Source organism: Streptomyces sp. NBC_01478 (assembly GCF_036227225.1).
Lineage (GTDB): Bacteria > Actinomycetota > Actinomycetes > Streptomycetales > Streptomycetaceae > Streptomyces.
The window spans coordinates 5,659,856-5,675,414 of the sequence record NZ_CP109444.1 but is presented as its reverse complement, the minus strand read 5'-3'; the positions used below and the strand labels follow the sequence as shown (position 1 = coordinate 5,675,414).

Genomic DNA, 15,559 nt, shown 5'->3' with positions numbered 1-15,559 from the left:
CTGAGACCCGACAGCGCCCCGCCAACGACCCGATTGCGCTGCGCCAGGATGTGCGACGGCTCACCTCATACGGTGGGAAGCGCGACCGTCCCGGCACCGCTCCCGGCGTTTCCGCTGGTGAGAGCGGTACCGGGACCGAGTGATCCATTACAGCCGCGTAACCCGAATTCGGACCAGTGGTCGATCTCGCCTACACTCGGTGGCGTGCCACGTGGTGACGGTCGACTCAGTCATGATCTGCTCCCCGGCGAGAAAGGACCCCAGGACGCTTGCGGCGTCTTCGGAGTCTGGGCTCCCGGTGAAGAGGTCGCCAAGCTCACTTACTTCGGGCTCTACGCCCTCCAGCATCGAGGCCAGGAATCCGCGGGAATCGCGGTCAGCAACGGCTCGCAGATCCTCGTCTTCAAGGACATGGGCCTGGTCTCCCAGGTCTTCGACGAGACCTCGCTCGGTTCGCTCCTAGGTCATATCGCGGTCGGTCACGCCCGCTACTCGACCACCGGTGCCTCCGTGTGGGAGAACGCCCAGCCGACGTTCCGCGCCACCGCGCACGGTTCGATCGCGCTCGGCCACAACGGCAACCTGGTCAACACCGCGCAGCTCGCGGAGATGGTCGCCGACCTCCCCAAGCAGGAAGGCCGTACGCCCCGCGTCGCGGCCACCAACGACACCGACCTCCTCACCGCGCTCCTCGCGGCCCAGGTCGACGAGAACGGCAAGCCGCTGACCATCGAGGAGGCCGCTCACACGGTCCTCCCGCAGGTCAAGGGCGCCTTCTCGCTCGTCTTCATGAACGAGCACACCCTCTACGCGGCCCGCGACCCCCAGGGCATCCGCCCGCTGGTCCTCGGCCGCCTGGAGCGCGGCTGGGTCGTCGCCTCCGAGTCCGCCGCCCTCGACATCTGCGGCGCGGCCTACGTCCGCGAGATCGAGCCGGGCGAGTTCGTCGCCATCGACGAGAACGGCCTGCGGACGTCCCGATTCGCGGAAGCGAAGCCCAAGGGCTGCGTCTTCGAGTACGTCTATCTCGCCCGCCCCGACACCGACATCGCCGGGCGGAACGTCTACCTCTCCCGTGTCGAGATGGGCCGGAAACTCGCCAAAGAAGCTCCGGTCGACGCCGATCTGGTCATAGCGACTCCGGAGTCCGGCACCCCGGCCGCCATCGGCTACGCGGAGGCCTCGGGCATCCCGTTCGGTGCGGGTCTGGTGAAGAACGCCTACGTCGGCCGTACGTTCATCCAGCCTTCGCAGACCATCCGGCAGCTCGGCATCCGCCTGAAGCTGAATCCGCTGAAGGAAGTCATCAAGGGCAAGCGCCTGGTCGTCGTCGACGACTCGATCGTGCGCGGCAACACCCAGCGGGCGCTGGTGCGCATGCTCCGCGAGGCCGGCGCCGCCGAGGTCCACATCCGGATCTCCTCGCCGCCCGTGAAGTGGCCCTGCTTCTTCGGCATCGACTTCGCCACCCGCGCGGAACTCATCGCCAACGGCATGACCATCGACGAGATCGGCACCTCGCTCGGCGCCGACTCCCTGTCGTACATCTCGCTCGACGGCATGATCGAGGCGACCACCATCGCCAAGCCGAACCTGTGCCGCGCCTGCTTCGACGGCGAGTACCCGATGGACCTCCCGGACCCCGAGCTGCTCGGCAAGCAGCTCCTGGAGACCGAGCTGGCGGCCGGTCCGGCCGCCACGGCCGCGGCCGACGCGATCCGTCGCCCGTAAGCCCCGCCGCACCACTCAACGCGAAAGATCCCAGGCAATGTCTGAGACCAGTGCCAGCTACGCCAGCGCAGGCGTCGACATCGAAGCGGGCGACCGCGCCGTAGAACTCATGAAGGAGTGGGTGAAGAAGACCCATCGCCCAGAGGTCCTCGGTGGCCTCGGCGGCTTCGCCGGGCTCTTCGACGCCTCCGCCCTCAAGCGGTTCGAGCGCCCCCTGCTCGCCTCCGCCACGGACGGCGTCGGCACGAAGGTCGACATCGCCCGCCGCCTCGGCGTCTACGACACGATTGGCCACGACCTGGTCGCGATGGTCATGGACGACATCGTGGTGTGCGGCGCGGAGCCGCTCTTCATGACCGACTACATCTGCGTCGGCAAGGTGCACCCCGAGCGTGTCGCGGCCATCGTCAAGGGCATCGCCGAGGGCTGTGTGCTGGCAGGCTGCGCCCTGGTCGGCGGTGAGACCGCCGAACACCCCGGCCTACTGGGCCCGGACGACTTCGACGTCGCCGGCGCCGGTACGGGCGCCGTGGAGGCCGACCGGCTGCTCGGCGCGGATCGCATCCGCACGGGTGACGCGGTCATCGCGATGGCGTCCTCGGGACTTCACTCGAACGGGTACTCGCTCGTCCGGCATGTGCTCCTCGACCAGGCCGGTCTCGACCTGGAGGCGCGCGTCGAGGAACTCGGCCGCACGCTTGGCGAGGAACTCCTCGTGCCCACCAAGATCTACTCGCTGGACTGCCTGGCGCTGACCCGTACGACCGACGTGCACGCCTTCTCGCACGTCACCGGCGGCGGACTCGCCGCGAACCTCGCCCGGGTGATCCCGGACGACCTGCACGCGATCGTGGACCGCTCCACCTGGACCCCGGCGCCGATCTTCGACCTCGTCGGGAAGACCGGCCGGGTCGAGCGCCTGGAGCTGGAGAAGACCCTGAACATGGGCGTCGGCATGATCGCGATCGTGCCCGAGGAGTCCGCGGACGTGGCTCTGGAGACCCTGGCCGACCGCGGGGTCGAGGCATGGGTCGCCGGCGAGATCACCGAGCGCGGCGACCACACCACCGGTGCGGAAATGGTTGGCGACTACTCGGCCTGATCAAGGGCAGCCGCCTGACGAACGGCAGCACAAAACCCGGTCCGGCGGTGTTGCCCCGGACCGGGTGAAGTGCAGTTGTTCCGGAAATGGCGGAAACTGCGAGGGACGCTGTTGCGTCAAGCGCCGCGACGTTGAGACTGGGGACCGGACTCGTCGTCCTCGTCCTCGTCATCGTCGTTATAGAGATCCGCGTACTGAGCGTACGGGTCGTCTTCTTCCTCGTCGTCGTCTTCGAACGGCTCGCCATTCGGCGGCTGGCTCGAAGTCGAAGCGCCCAGCTCATTGGCCAGACGCGAGAGGTCAGTCCCGCCGCTGCTGTACTTCAGCTGGCGGGCGACCTTCGTCTGCTTGGCCTTTGCCCGGCCGCGCCCCATGGCTCGACCCCCTCGGATACGAGGCTCGGTGGCCTCAGAGTCTTGACACGCGTTCATGATCTGGAACGGACTCTCCGTGGAGAGACCGGTCCGTAGGGCTTCCACGGTACCTGAGCCCGCGCCCATACGGTACGTCGCCCGCAGCACGTGCCGGGCTCCAGGACCCGCGAGGTGCCCTGTACTCGCTGGTCAACCGCGATTTTAACCACTTCTTGGCAGGCGACCCGCCGACGAACGTGAGAGTTCTCTCTAAGTCCTCGCCGGCGGGTACCGCTCACCTGTTCCCGGCAGCCGCCTCGTGCATGCGCTGCTCGGCGATCCGGTCGGCCGCGGCGGCCGGCGGAATACCGTCGTCCTTCGCACGTGCGAATATGGCCAGCGTGGTGTCGTAGATCTTCGCGGCCTTCGCCTTGCACCGCTCGAAATCGAACCCGTGCAGCTCGTCGGCGACCTGGATCACCCCGCCGGCGTTCACCACGTAGTCCGGCGCGTAGAGGATCCCGCGGTCGGCGAGGTCCTTCTCGACGCCCGGGTGCTCCAACTGGTTGTTGGCCGCGCCGCACACCACCTTGGCGGTCAGCACCGGCACGGTCCGGTCGTTCAGGGCTCCGCCGAGCGCGCAGGGGGCGTAGACGTCGAGCCCCTCGACCCGGATCAGCGCCTCCGTGTCCGCGACGGCCCGCACACCGGTCGGGTGCTTGTCGAGGATCCGTCGCACGGACTCCTCGCGCACGTCCGTGATCACGACCTCGGCGCCCTCGTCCCGCAGGTGCTCCACCAGGTGGTGCCCGACCTTGCCGACGCCCGCGATGCCGACCGTACGGCCGCGCAGCGACGGGTTGCCCCACAGGTGCCGGGCGCTGGCCCGCATGCCCTGGAAGACGCCGAAGGCGGTCAGTACGGAGGAGTCGCCCGCGCCGCCGTTCTCCGGAGAGCGGCCGGTCGTCCAGCGGCACTCGCGCGCCACGACGTCCATGTCGGCGACATACGTGCCGACGTCGCACGCGGTGACGTACCGCCCGCCCAGCGAGGCCACGAACCGGCCGTAGGCGAGCAGCAGTTCCTCGGTCTTGTCGCGCTCCGGGTCACCGATGATCACGGCTTTCCCGCCGCCGTGGTCCAGGCCGGCCATGGCGTTCTTGTACGACATCCCGCGGGCGAGGTTGAGCGCGTCGGCGACGGCGTCGGCCTCGCTCGCGTACGGGTAGAAGCGCGTGCCGCCCAGAGCGGGGCCCAGCGCGGTGTTGTGGATGGCGATGACGGCCTTGAGGCCGCTGGCCCGGTCCTGGCAGAGCACGACTTGCTCATGACCGCCCTGGTCCGAGTGGAACAGGGTGTGCAGGACGCCGTTGTCTACGTCGGTCACGGTGGTGACTCCTGGGTGAGTGGCGGCGGTTGGAGACAGGCTCCCGTAGGGGTGGCGGGTGCCGTGGCATGAGCGTAGAGCCTGCGTGCGGCCGCCATCCGTGCAGTGTTCAGGATCACCTACCGAAGAGGGGTGATCGTGCGACGATTTGCATAGTTTTCCCGCGCGTTTGTGAGCGGGTTCCGGAGGTTTTCCTGGCGGACGGCGGGGGAGGGAGCAGGCGTGCCCAAGAAGGTGTCCTCGGTGACCGTCCCGTACGCGACCTATCTACGGGTCTATGAACCGCTGGCCGCTTTCCCGGAGCCGGAGCGCGGCCACTGGGAGCGTTACGCCCGCCGCCCGGACCGTCCGTCGTACCAGGACGAACTGCGCCGGGCGCTGGCCGACTTGCTGCCCACCCCGCCGGTCCCGGTGCCGGTGCACGAGAGCGCCGACGCCTTCGTGGTGGAGGTCGACGGCGTGGTCTGCGTCTGCCCCTGGCGCACCCGGCTGCGCGGCTGGCAGGCCCTGGGAGACCTCGCGGAGGAGCTTCCGCCGTCGGTCCTGGACGCCGTACTGCCGCCGCTCGTACGGCACCAGGCGACCCAGGACTACGAGCGCTGGCTGGCCCGGAATCCGGACGCCCGGCCGTGGATCCGGACGGCGACCTGGCAGGTGCCGCTGAACTGGTTCGTGCTCGTCGGGGACGAGGAGCGGCGCTACGACAAGGCCGCCGGGGACGATCCGCCGATGCTCCGGTACCGGACGCCCATGGTGCAGGCGCGGCGGCGCACGGCGCGGGCGCTGCGGACGCTGAAGGACGCGATCGACGACGGGCCGCTGATCGACGGTCTGGTGGACGTGGGGCGCTGGCTGGAGGAGTTCCATCCGCGGTCCCTGGTCGAGCTGGACTACGGCGGGCTCGTGCACGTCGTGCCGGCCGGCGAGCTGGAGGACGACCACTCGGCGGCGGACGTGGCGGCCGGCATCGAGGCGCTGCGGGTCGGGGACGGGCCGGCGGCGGGCGAGGCGTACGGGCGGCTCGTGGAGCGCTGGCGGTCGGTCAGGGACCGGCGCTCGGCGAACTGACAGTTTCGAACAAGTGCGCATAGGATTCTTACGGTTCGTCAACACGGGACGTAGGTCCCGATCCGGACGATTGATGCCAAGCGTGACGGACCGCACGTGCAGATCCCTTGCGCCGCTTGCCCCTCCTCATGCCAAAATAGGACAAGGAGTCCGGGGAGGACTCCATCCGTCATGCTTTGGGCGGAATCTCGGCATTGCGCGCTTTGGGGGGTCTGGATGACTCCTGATCGCCCCTGTGACTGATCGTCACAGTGGTGTGACTGTCCGCTATGGCATGGTCCATCGGCTTCCGTCGCTGATGGACACCTGGGAGGGCAATTCCATCGGTTTGGCCTACGCGGTTGGACAGATGGTGTAGTTGTAGTGCCGAGGACAAGCCGTTCGTCCTATAACCGACTCGACCCGCACACGCCATTTCGGGCAACGCGGGTCAAGGTGCAGAATTTAGAGGAAAGAACCGAGAAGGTTCGGTTCTCCCGAGGAGGCCGCTCATGACCGCTCGCACCCCTGATGCCGAGCCGCTGCTGACCCCGGCTGAGGTCGCCACGATGTTCCGTGTGGACCCCAAGACGGTCACGCGGTGGGCGAAGGCCGGCAAGCTCACTTCGATTCGCACGCTCGGCGGACACCGCCGTTACCGCGAGGCGGAGGTCCGTGCACTGCTCGCGGGCATTCCGCAGCAGCGCAGCGAAGCCTGACCAACTGAATACGGGCGAAACGGCTGGTCCCCCAACCGGTCAGGCGCCCGACAACACAGCTCCAAGCGACGCGGGTTCTGCCCCAACAGGTCCCACGCCCAACGCTCTTCAGACATGTGAATACAGGGTGCGTCGTCGGTCGCGCTGGACTCCGCCGGGTCCAGCGCGATCTTTTTTGTGCCTGGTCGCGGGCGTCTGTGAGGAACCTTGTCGGAGTCTGGGGAGGGGTGTCGGATCTTCTGTGGACCATCCCTCGTGGGAGTGCAATTGCACATATTAAATTGACCAGTTGTAGGTGAGGTGTAAGTTCCGACGTTTCAAAAACTTATGCGGTGACACCCGTCACATACCGGATGGCTTGTTGCCTCTGGCGTATGTGCGCTAGGAGATGCGCTGGGGGAGTTGATCCGGTGGATCGTCCTCGGGCTCCGGTGGCGGGGGCGGGGGCGGGGAATCCAGGGCCAGGCGCTGCAGGCGGTGGCAGATCGGGCAGTGCGGGGTCACGTGCCGGTAGGAGCTGGCGGCCGACAGATGCGCACGGAGCAGGGCCCGCGTCTCGTGCCTGACCGAAGCCGCCATGCGCCACCTCCAGTGGCCCTGCGGGAACGGGGCCTGGTTTCTGGGTACCTGGACCGCTGGGCGGCGTCAAGGGTGCGTGAGGCTCCGCCGGGTGCCGGGGTGGGATGGTGCCGTCCCTCTGAGGTGCCGTCCCTGGGGGCTGCGCCCCCAGACCCCCGCGTCGGCCCTGAAGGGGCCTCGTCCTCGAACGCCGGACGGGCTGGATGGTGCGGGCCGGTGCCGACAGGTCGCCGTACGCGCACGAAAAAACCCACCACCCGAAGGAAGTGGGTCTCGTTCGCTGGCGACCGGGCACGAATAAGGCCCGCGTCTCCGGAGAGTTGCGGGCCTTGGTCGTTCGCTGCGGTCCTGACGGGATTTGAACCCGCGGCCTCCACCTTGACAGGGTGGCGAGCACTCCAAGCTGCTCCACAGGACCTGGTTTCGCGGCACTTGATGGTGCGTTGTGCTGCGAGATGAGACTGTACAGGAGGGTGGCCCGCCTGGTCGAACTCACCCGGTGTGCAGGCGCCGTTACGGTGCGGCCGCGTCGATCGCCTTCACGATCCGCTTGTCGGAGACCGGGTACGCCGTGCCGAGCGCGTGCGCGAAATAGCTGACCCGGAGCTCCTCGATCATCCAGCGGATGTCACGGACGGAGGAGGGGACCGGGCGGCCCCGCGGGAGTTGTTCCAGGAGCCACGCGTACTCGTCCTGCATCTCGTGGACCTTCTCCATCCGCGTGGTGTCCCGCTGGACGCTCGTCGGCATCTGCTGGAGACGGCGGTCGGCGGCCACCAGGTAGCGCATCAGGTCGGGGAGCCGGCGTATCCCGGCCGCCGTGACGAACCCGGGCTTCACGAGGGCGTCCAACTGGGCGCGTACGTCCGCGAGGTTCGGCAGGAGCGCCGGGCTGTTCGCCGCCTTCAGACGGCGCTCACAGGCCTGCCAGGCGGCCAGCACCTGCTGCACCTGGCCCACGGCCCGCACCGTCGTGTCGACGATCTCGGCGCGCACCTTCTCGTACAGCTTCCGGTACGACTCCTCGTCCCACGCCGGGCCCCCGAAGTCAGCGATGAGCTTGTCGGCCGCCGCCAACGCGCAGTCGTCGAACAGCGCCTGGATCGAACCGTGCGGATTCGCGGACAGCGCGAGCTTCTGCACGTTCGTGAGCTTTTCGGACGCGAACTTCGCCGGATTGACCGGGATGTTGCGCACGATCAGCCGCCGTGTGCCCTTCCACATCGCCTCCGCCTGCTCCTCCTCCGTGTCGAAGAGCCGTACGGAAACGGTGTCGCCGTCGTCGACCAGCGCCGGGTACGCCTTCACCGGCTGGCCGGCCCGGCGGGTTTCGAAGACGCGCGACAGCGTGCCGATCGACCAGTCGGTCAGGCCCTTGCGTTCCAGGGACTCCCCGCCCTCGCGCTCGGCCGTCGCCGCGGCCGCCTGTGAGATGGCCTGCCGCGCCTTCGGCTTCAGCCGGAGCTTCAGCGCCTCCAGGTCCTTGTCCTCGGCGATCTTGCGGCGCCGCTCGTCGACGATCCGGAAGGTGATCAGGAGATGGTCCGGGACCTTCGACCAGTCGAAGTCGTCGGCGGTGAAGGGGACTCCGACCATGCGCTTCAACTCGCGGGCCATGGTGGTGGTGAGGGGTTCCTGGAGGGGGACGGCCGCGGCCAGGAAGCGTTGGGCGAAGTTCGGGGCCGGTACGTAGTTGCGGCGGATCGGCTTCGGGAGGGAACGGATCAGCTCCGTCACCACCTCCTCGCGCAGGCCCGGGATCTGCCAGTCGAAGCCCTCGTCCGTGACCTGGTTGAGGACGTGCAGCGGGATGTGGACCGTGACACCGTCCGCGTCCGCCCCCGGCTCGAACTGGTACGTCACCCGGAACTTGAGCGGACCCTGCCGCCACGAGTCCGGATAGTCGTCCTTGCTGATGTCGCCCGCACGCTCGTTGATGAGCATCGAGCGCTCGAAGTCGAGGAGTTCGGGCTCCTCATGGCGCTTGTGCTTCCACCAGGAGTCGAAGTGGGCGCCGGACACGACGTGTTCGGGCACCCGCTGGTCGTAGAAGTCGTAGAGCGTCTCGTCGTCGACCAGGATGTCCCGGCGGCGCGCGCGATGCTCCAACTCCTCGACCTCGGTGAGGAGTTTGCGGTTGTCGGCGAAGAACTTGTGGTGCGTGCGCCAGTCGCCCTCGACCAGCGCGTTGCGGATGAAGAGTTCGCGACTCGCCTCCGGGTCGATACGCCCGTAGTTCACCTTGCGCTGGGCGATGATCGGGACGCCGTAGAGCGTGACCTTCTCGAAGGCCATCACCGCCGCCTGGTCCTTCTCCCAGTGCGGTTCGCTGTACGTCCGCTTGAGGAGATGGCCGGCGAGCGGCTCGACCCACTCGGGCTCGATCTTCGCATTGACGCGCGCCCAGAGGCGTGACGTCTCCACCAGTTCCGCCGACATGACGAAACGCGGGGTCTTCTTGAAGAGCGCCGAACCCGGGAAGATCGCGAACTTGGCGCTACGGGCGCCCAGATACTCGTTCTTCGCGCCGTCCTTCACGTCCTTCATGCCGATGTGGGACAGCAGGCCCGCGAGGAGCGAGAGGTGCACGCTCTGGTCCGCCGCGTCGTCCTCGCTGAGCTGAAGGCCCATCTGCTTGGCCACCGTGCGGAGTTGGCTGTAGATGTCCTGCCACTCGCGGATGCGGAGGAAGTTCAGGTACTCCTGCTTGCACATGCGGCGGAACGCGGAGGAGCCGCGCTCCTTCTGCTGCTCGCGGATGTACCGCCACATGTTGAGGAACGCCAGGAAGTCGCTCGTCTCGTCCCGGAAACGGGCGTGCTGCTGGTCGGCCTGCGTCTGCTTGTCGGCGGGGCGTTCGCGCGGGTCCTGGATGGAGAGCGCGGCGGCGATCACCATGACCTCGCGGACACAGCCGTTCTTGTCGGCCTCCAGGACCATGCGGGCCAGGCGTGGGTCGACCGGGAGCTGGGCGAGCTTGCGGCCCGTCTGGGTGAGCCGGCGGCGCGGGTCCTTCTCGCCCGGGTCCAACGCGCCCAGTTCCTGGAGGAGTTGGACGCCGTCGCGGATGTTGCGGTGGTCCGGCGGGTCGATGAACGGGAACCTCTCGATGTCACCGAGACCGGCCGCGGTCATCTGCAGGATCACGGAGGCGAGGTTCGTCCGCAGGATCTCGGCGTCCGTGAACTCCGGGCGGGCCTCGAAGTCCTCCTCCGAGTACAGGCGGATGCAGATGCCGTCCGACGTACGGCCACAACGACCCTTGCGCTGATTGGCACTTGCCTGGCTGACCGCCTCGATGGGCAGCCGCTGCACCTTCGTACGGTGGCTGTAGCGGCTGATCCGGGCGAAGCCCGGGTCGATGACGTACTTGATGCCCGGGACGGTGAGGGAGGTCTCGGCGACGTTGGTCGCCAGAACGATCCTTCGGCCCGTGTGCTGCTGGAACACGCGGTGCTGCTCGGCGTGCGAGAGGCGGGCGTAGAGGGGGAGGACCTCGGTGAAGCGGTAGTTCTTCTTCGTCAGCGCGTCCGCCGTGTCGCGGATCTCGCGCTCGCCGGACAGGAAGACCAGGATGTCGCCCTTGCCCTCGCCCTGAAGCTCCTCGACCGCGTCGCAGATCGCGGTGATCTGGTCGCGGTCGGAGTCATCGGAGTCGTCTTCGAGGAGCGGGCGGTAGCGGACCTCCACCGGATACGTCCGGCCGCTGACCTCGATGATCGGGGCCTCGCCGAAGTGCCGGGAGAAACGCTCGGGGTCGATGGTCGCCGAGGTGATGACGACCTTCAAGTCCGGGCGCTTGGGCAGCAGTTGGGCCAGATAGCCGAGGAGGAAGTCGATGTTGAGGGAGCGCTCGTGGGCCTCGTCGATGATGATCGTGTCGTAGGCGCGCAGTTCACGGTCGGTCTGGATCTCGGCGAGCAGGATGCCGTCCGTCATCAGCTTGATGAAGGTGGACTCCTGATTCACCTGGTCGGTGAAACGGACTTTCCAGCCGACGGCCTCCCCGAGCGGAGTGTCCATCTCCTCGGCGACCCGCTCGGCGACCGTACGCGCGGCGATACGGCGGGGCTGGGTGTGGCCGATCATGCCGCGGACGCCGCGGCCGAGTTCGAGACAGATCTTCGGGATCTGGGTGGTCTTTCCCGACCCCGTCTCACCGGCCACGATCACCACCTGGTGATCACGGATCGCGGCCGCGATGTCGGCCTTCTTCTGGCTGACCGGCAGTTGCTCCGGATACGAGATCGCGGGGATACGGCGGCGCCGCTCGGCCATCCGCTCCTCGCCGCGGGCCACCTCGGCCTCGATCTCGGCGAGCACGGCGGCGCGGGCCTCCGGCTTACGGATCTTGCGCGCGCCTTCGAGCCTGCGCCCGAGCCGGTGCGCGTCGCGCAGGGTCAGCTCGGTCAGGCGGGGGGCGAGGTCGCCGAGGGCGGGGGCGGCGGGAGTGCCGGGGTCCGGGGTACCGGATGCGGAGGCGGGGTGCGTAGACATACGCCGTCCAGGATCTCACCTCGGCGAAATTCCTGGCGAGCGAATTGTCCGCGACGGCTGGGCAGGGGGTGTGCGGGTGGGGAAAGTGGACGCCCCGGGGGCTCCGCCCCCAGACCCCCGCGTCGGCCCTGAAGGGGCCTCGTCCTCAAACGCCGGACGGGCTGGATGGTGTCGGCTGCGTCTTGTTAGGTGCGCTCGCGTCTTGTGAAGTGCGCTGCGCCGGTGGTGTCGCCGCCGCTTTGTCCTCGCGTCTGCGGTCCGCGTCCTGGGACATCGACTGGGCCGTGTTCGACACGGCCTTGATGCCCAGGTACGCCGTCGTGAGGCTGGCCATCGCGGTGAACGCCGAGGTCAGGACGCCCACGATCACCGCCCGATCGCCGTTCAGTTGCCACACGCCGAACATCGCCACCCCGGTGATCCCGAGGTTGCTGAGCATCACCGCGAGCAGCCCGTACCGGGCCCGCACCTTCTCCAGGTCCGTGTCCCGGATGCCTCTCGCCTGGTCCTGGCTCATGGTTGATCCCCCCGCAGTTCCGCCACCCTGGCGCCGACAGAGCCGGATCGTATCCCTGGTGCGCGAGAGGCATACAAAAAGGCCCCGATCCGAAGATCGAGGCCTTGGTTGTGGCTGGGGCCGGGATCGAACCGGCGACCTATCGCTTTTCAGGCGATCGCTCGTACCAACTGAGCTACCCAGCCACGAGATTCCTCACGAAACCTCAGCGGTCCTGACGGGATTTGAACCCGCGGCCTCCACCTTGACAGGGTGGCGAGCACTCCAAACTGCTCCACAGGACCCAGCTACTGCGCACGAACTGGCGGAGCCAGTGTCGCACACGGTGTTACGTGCCCCCAACGGGATTCGAACCCGTGCTACCGCCTTGAAAGGGCGGCGTCCTAGGCCGCTAGACGATGAGGGCTATCGGCCCGCCTGGGCGCTTCTCAGCGCGTCGGGGACGTGAGAAGCATATGGGATGGCGGGAGGTATCGCCAAAACGGTTTACGGGGCCGAAGGGGACGCCGAAGGGGAAGGGCTCGGGGACGGACTCGGCGACTGTGGCGCGCCCGGCAGGTTCTCCTTCGGGAGGTGGCGGCTGACCTCTGCCGTCGTCAGGCCCAGGCCGCCGAGTTTGATCTCGTCCCAGGCCTGGAGGCGGTGGGTGTCTCGGTCGATGTAGAGGATCGACGCCTCGATCGGGTCGGGGTACTTGCCCTCGACCGCGCGCAGTCCGCTGCCGCCCGTGGAGCCTTCGATACGGAGGCGGGTGCCGTGCTTCATGACCTCGGTGCCCTCGTGGTGGAGGTGGCCGGCCAGGACGAGCGGGACCTCGCCGTCGGTCTGGCGGGCCGCCGACGGTTCGTGGACCAGGGCGATGTCGACCGGGGTGCCGGCGGCCCGCTGGTCGCGGAGGGCGGAGGCGAGCTGGTCGCCGGCCAGTTCCTCCGCCGCGTTGCCGCCCGGGGCGGTAGAGCGGTCGGGGGTGAACTGGGGGTCGCCGATGCCCGCGAAGCGCACGCCGGCGACCGTTTCCGCGCGGCCCTCGTCCAGGACGTGCACGTTCTTGATGTGCTCGAGGTAGCGCTGGGTGGCGAGGGAGTCGTGGTTGCCCCTGACCCAGACGTACGGGACGCCCAGGTCGGCGATCGGGTCGAGGAAGCCGTTCTCGGCGGTCGTGCCGTGGTCCATGGTGTCGCCGGTGTCGACGATGACGTTCACCTCGTACTGCTCCACCAGTGACGCGATGATCTTCCAGCTCGCGGGGTTCAGGTGGATGTCCGAGACGTGGAGCACGCGGATGGTCGCGGGGTCCGGCTGGTACGCGGGGAGCGTGGACGTGACGTCGTAGAGCTTGGTCACGTTGGTCACCAGGCGGGCCAACTCCTTCTGGTAGACGTCGAATTCGGTGACGATGTTGCGCGCGTTGCCGACCAGGGACGGGGCGGAGGAGAGCAGTCCCGAGAATTTCGGTTCGAGGATCGACTTGGGGTTCCAGGTCGCGTACGCCGTCGCTCCGGACGCCGCCAGGAGGGTCAGGGCGAGGCCGCCGGCGGCGAGGGCCCGGCGGGGGCGGCGGTAGACCGCGAGGCCGAGGGTGGTGGCGCCGAGGACCACGGCGGTGCAGGAGCGTACGGCGAGGTCGAGGGTGCCGTGTTCGACGTCCCGGGCGACCTCGTCCTGGAGGCCGGAGATGCGTTCTGGGTGGTCGACGAGGGCCTGGGAGCGTTCCGGGTCGAGCTGGTCGACGTTGACGTCGAGGCGGACCGGGGCGTGGTGGCTGTCCAGGGAGAGCGCGCCGAGCGGGGACACGTTGATCTTCGTGCCGCCGGTGAGGGACGGGCGCAGGGTCATGGTCGTGTTCATGGGGCCGACCTGGGCCCGTACGTTGCCGACGATCAGCAGACCGAGCCAGGCCCCGACGATGACGACCATCACGAGGCCGAGGGCGCGGGTCCAGGGGTGCGGCTGGGGGACGAGCTCGACGACGGGGCGGGGACGGCGGGCGCGGTGCCGGCGGATCAGGGCGTGCCGGGTTCGGCGGAGGCGGTTCAGGGCTGCGACGGGGACGCGGGCCATTGGTCCCGTATGCCCAGGGGTGGGGGCAGGTATGCGGGGCGGGGCGCGGGAGTGGGGCGTGGGGGAGGGATGCGCGGGGCCGGGGCCTGGTGTGCGGGGGTGGCCGCTGGAAGGCAGGTAGGGGCGGGTGTGTGGCGCGAGCCGCAGGAATGGGGTGGGGGGTGCTGGAGGCTGGGGGTAAAACTAACCACCTTCACGGGCTTTGACCGGTTAGGAAAGACCCCAGCTTCCAGACAGGACAGGGTCGGCGGCGGGAAGGGGGCCCCGGGGCGAGGGCTGCGGGGGCGGGTGCGGTGCGGGTCAGCCCCAGCCGAGTTCGTGCAGGCGTTCGTCGTCGATGCCGAAGTGGTGGGCGACTTCGTGGACGACGGTGACGGCGACCTCGTGGACGACTTCCTCGGTGGTGGCGCAGTAGCGCAGGGTCGGGCCCATGTAGATGGAGATCCGGTCGGGGAGGACGCCGGCGTACCACTCGCCGCGTTCGGTGAGGGGTGTTCCTTCGTAGAGGCCGAGGAGTTCGGGGTCGGCGGGGTCGGGTTCGTCCTCGACGAAGACGGCCACGTTGTCCATGACCCGCGTCAGCTCCGGCGGGATCCGGTCCAGGGCCTCGCTCACCAGCTCTTCGAATGCCTCGCGTGTCATTTCCAGCACATGCCCATTGTCCGGGACGAACGCCGGTTCGGGGCGGTGGGCGCGGAGGCGGCAGAGCGGGCTTGTTCGGTATGTCCCCGAAGTCGGTTCTGGGGAAGGGGAGTTGGGGTGATTTGAGGGGAGATTAGATGAGTTGAAGGGGAGTGGGGGTTGTGGCGGATGCCGTAGCGGCGATTCTCGGCCTGTGTGGGGACGGGAACAGGTCGGGAACCGGTCGTCTCCGGGTCGGAAACCGGGGTGGGGCCGTGCGGTGCGTGTCTTCCGGTGGGCGGCGGGAGTTGAGAGGGGGACTCCCTTTTTCGCCCTCGGAGGTGGCCCCGTGCGCCCCATGTACGTACCCGTCCGTCTGGTCGCCGCGGTCGCCGTCGTCGCCGCTGCCGCCGGCTGTATGAGTGTGGGTGACGACGCGGGCGGCGGTGCCAAGCCCTCGCACTCCGCCGGGCGGCATGCCGGTGAGGTACCGGACGGTGGTTCGGGGGCGCCGGGGGGCGGGCTCGGGTTCGGTGGTTCGGCGGGGGACGGGAAGCACGGGCACGGCAAGCCCAAGCCCGGGGAGTCCGCCTCGGGTTCGGCCTCGCCGTCCGCGCCGGGAGCGGTGAGCCCGTCCGCCTCCGCCCCGCCGAGACCGGGGACGAGCGCGAAGCCGGGGGCACCGACGACGGCCGCGCCGCAGCCGACCCCGACGCGGACGCCGCCGCCCCCGGACCCGACGCCGTCCGCGCAGCCGTCGTCCGCCGCTCCGACGGTCGCGGAGCCCTCGTCGTCGGCCCACGAGGACCCCGTACCGCAGCTCGTGGACCGTGAGCCGGCGCCGGCGGCCGGCTCTCCGGCGTAGCGGCGGGTGTGACGCAGGTCAATGAAGGCTGGTTTGCGTTGGGGGGTGGTAGGTGCGTAAGGTGGTAGATCGTTTGATCC

General features: G+C 68.7%; 12 protein-coding genes and 4 tRNA genes. 5 read left to right on the top strand and 11 right to left on the bottom strand.

Features of this window, described 5'->3' with window-relative positions; translation table 11 throughout:
* Window positions 1-204 precede the first annotated feature (204 nt).
* Both purF and purM read left to right on the top strand, forming a co-directional pair.
* On the top strand, window positions 205-1,731 hold the full coding sequence (gene purF, locus OG223_RS25550) for an amidophosphoribosyltransferase (protein ID WP_329253036.1): 1,527 nt from the start codon (window positions 205-207) through the stop codon (window positions 1,729-1,731).
* Window positions 1,732-1,768: 37 nt separating this feature from the next.
* Window positions 1,769-2,833, top strand: coding sequence for a phosphoribosylformylglycinamidine cyclo-ligase (gene purM / locus OG223_RS25545; RefSeq protein WP_329253033.1), 1,065 nt, complete (start codon window positions 1,769-1,771; stop codon window positions 2,831-2,833).
* Between the two features lie 116 nt (window positions 2,834-2,949).
* On the opposite strand, the gene OG223_RS25540 is transcribed toward purM, so the two are convergent.
* Both OG223_RS25540 and OG223_RS25535 read right to left on the bottom strand, forming a co-directional pair.
* On the bottom strand, window positions 2,950-3,207 hold the full coding sequence (locus tag OG223_RS25540) for a DUF3073 domain-containing protein (RefSeq protein ID WP_019061825.1): 258 nt from the start codon (window positions 3,205-3,207) through the stop codon (window positions 2,950-2,952).
* 274 nt (window positions 3,208-3,481) lie between these two features.
* The gene (locus OG223_RS25535) at window positions 3,482-4,573 is read right to left on the bottom strand and encodes a Leu/Phe/Val dehydrogenase (RefSeq protein WP_329253029.1); all 1,092 of its coding nucleotides are present in this window, start codon (window positions 4,571-4,573) and stop codon (window positions 3,482-3,484) included.
* Window positions 4,574-4,795: 222 nt separating this feature from the next.
* Here OG223_RS25535 and OG223_RS25530 point away from each other — a divergent pair, with 222 nt between their 5' ends.
* Both OG223_RS25530 and bldC read left to right on the top strand, forming a co-directional pair.
* Window positions 4,796-5,641, top strand: coding sequence for a hypothetical protein (locus OG223_RS25530; RefSeq protein WP_329253026.1), 846 nt, complete (start codon window positions 4,796-4,798; stop codon window positions 5,639-5,641).
* 491 nt (window positions 5,642-6,132) lie between these two features.
* A complete protein-coding gene (gene bldC, locus OG223_RS25525; RefSeq protein ID WP_003949541.1) occupies window positions 6,133-6,339 on the top strand; it encodes a developmental transcriptional regulator BldC in 207 nt (68 codons plus the stop codon).
* Window positions 6,340-6,720: 381 nt separating this feature from the next.
* Here the strand turns inward: bldC and OG223_RS25520 are convergent, their stop codons facing one another.
* From OG223_RS25520 to OG223_RS25480, 9 genes are all read right to left on the bottom strand, one after another.
* Window positions 6,721-6,918: a DUF6274 family protein gene (locus OG223_RS25520; protein WP_329253023.1), complete on the bottom strand. Its 198-nt coding sequence runs from the start codon at window positions 6,916-6,918 to the stop codon at window positions 6,721-6,723.
* 343 nt (window positions 6,919-7,261) lie between these two features.
* Window positions 7,262-7,336, bottom strand: a tRNA-Asp gene (locus OG223_RS25515).
* A 95-nt stretch (window positions 7,337-7,431) separates the two neighbouring features.
* A complete protein-coding gene (gene hrpA / locus OG223_RS25510) occupies window positions 7,432-11,415 on the bottom strand; it encodes an ATP-dependent RNA helicase HrpA (protein WP_329253018.1) in 3,984 nt (1,327 codons plus the stop codon).
* 145 nt (window positions 11,416-11,560) lie between these two features.
* A complete protein-coding gene (locus OG223_RS25505; protein ID WP_329253016.1) occupies window positions 11,561-11,932 on the bottom strand; it encodes a hypothetical protein in 372 nt (123 codons plus the stop codon).
* A gap of 111 nt (window positions 11,933-12,043) precedes the next feature.
* Window positions 12,044-12,117: transfer RNA gene (locus tag OG223_RS25500), tRNA-Phe, on the bottom strand.
* A 24-nt stretch (window positions 12,118-12,141) separates the two neighbouring features.
* Window positions 12,142-12,216: transfer RNA gene (locus OG223_RS25495), tRNA-Asp, on the bottom strand.
* A 49-nt stretch (window positions 12,217-12,265) separates the two neighbouring features.
* Window positions 12,266-12,338 (bottom strand) — tRNA-Glu (locus OG223_RS25490).
* 80 nt (window positions 12,339-12,418) lie between these two features.
* Entirely contained in the window at window positions 12,419-13,993 is a 1,575-nt protein-coding gene (locus OG223_RS25485; protein WP_329253013.1) for a metallophosphoesterase family protein, read from the bottom strand.
* Window positions 13,994-14,293: 300 nt separating this feature from the next.
* A complete protein-coding gene (locus tag OG223_RS25480; protein WP_329253010.1) occupies window positions 14,294-14,644 on the bottom strand; it encodes a metallopeptidase family protein in 351 nt (116 codons plus the stop codon).
* A gap of 328 nt (window positions 14,645-14,972) precedes the next feature.
* On the opposite strand from OG223_RS25480, the gene OG223_RS25475 reads away from it, so the two are divergent.
* Window positions 14,973-15,479, top strand: coding sequence for a hypothetical protein (locus tag OG223_RS25475; RefSeq protein WP_329253007.1), 507 nt, complete (start codon window positions 14,973-14,975; stop codon window positions 15,477-15,479).
* Window positions 15,480-15,559: the final 80 nt, after the last annotated feature.

Coding starts and splice junctions, on each gene's coding strand:
- purM (WP_329253033.1), top strand. CDS start 1,769: ATGTCTGAGACCAGTGCCAGCTACGCCAGCGCAGGCGTCGACATCGAA.
- OG223_RS25540 (WP_019061825.1), bottom strand. CDS start 3,207: ATGGGGCGCGGCCGGGCAAAGGCCAAGCAGACGAAGGTCGCCCGCCAG.
- bldC (WP_003949541.1), top strand. CDS start 6,133: ATGACCGCTCGCACCCCTGATGCCGAGCCGCTGCTGACCCCGGCTGAG.
- OG223_RS25520 (WP_329253023.1), bottom strand. CDS start 6,918: ATGGCGGCTTCGGTCAGGCACGAGACGCGGGCCCTGCTCCGTGCGCAT.
- hrpA (WP_329253018.1), bottom strand. CDS start 11,415: ATGTCTACGCACCCCGCCTCCGCATCCGGTACCCCGGACCCCGGCACT.
- OG223_RS25505 (WP_329253016.1), bottom strand. CDS start 11,932: ATGAGCCAGGACCAGGCGAGAGGCATCCGGGACACGGACCTGGAGAAG.
- OG223_RS25485 (WP_329253013.1), bottom strand. CDS start 13,993: ATGGCCCGCGTCCCCGTCGCAGCCCTGAACCGCCTCCGCCGAACCCGG.
- OG223_RS25475 (WP_329253007.1), top strand. CDS start 14,973: ATGTACGTACCCGTCCGTCTGGTCGCCGCGGTCGCCGTCGTCGCCGCT.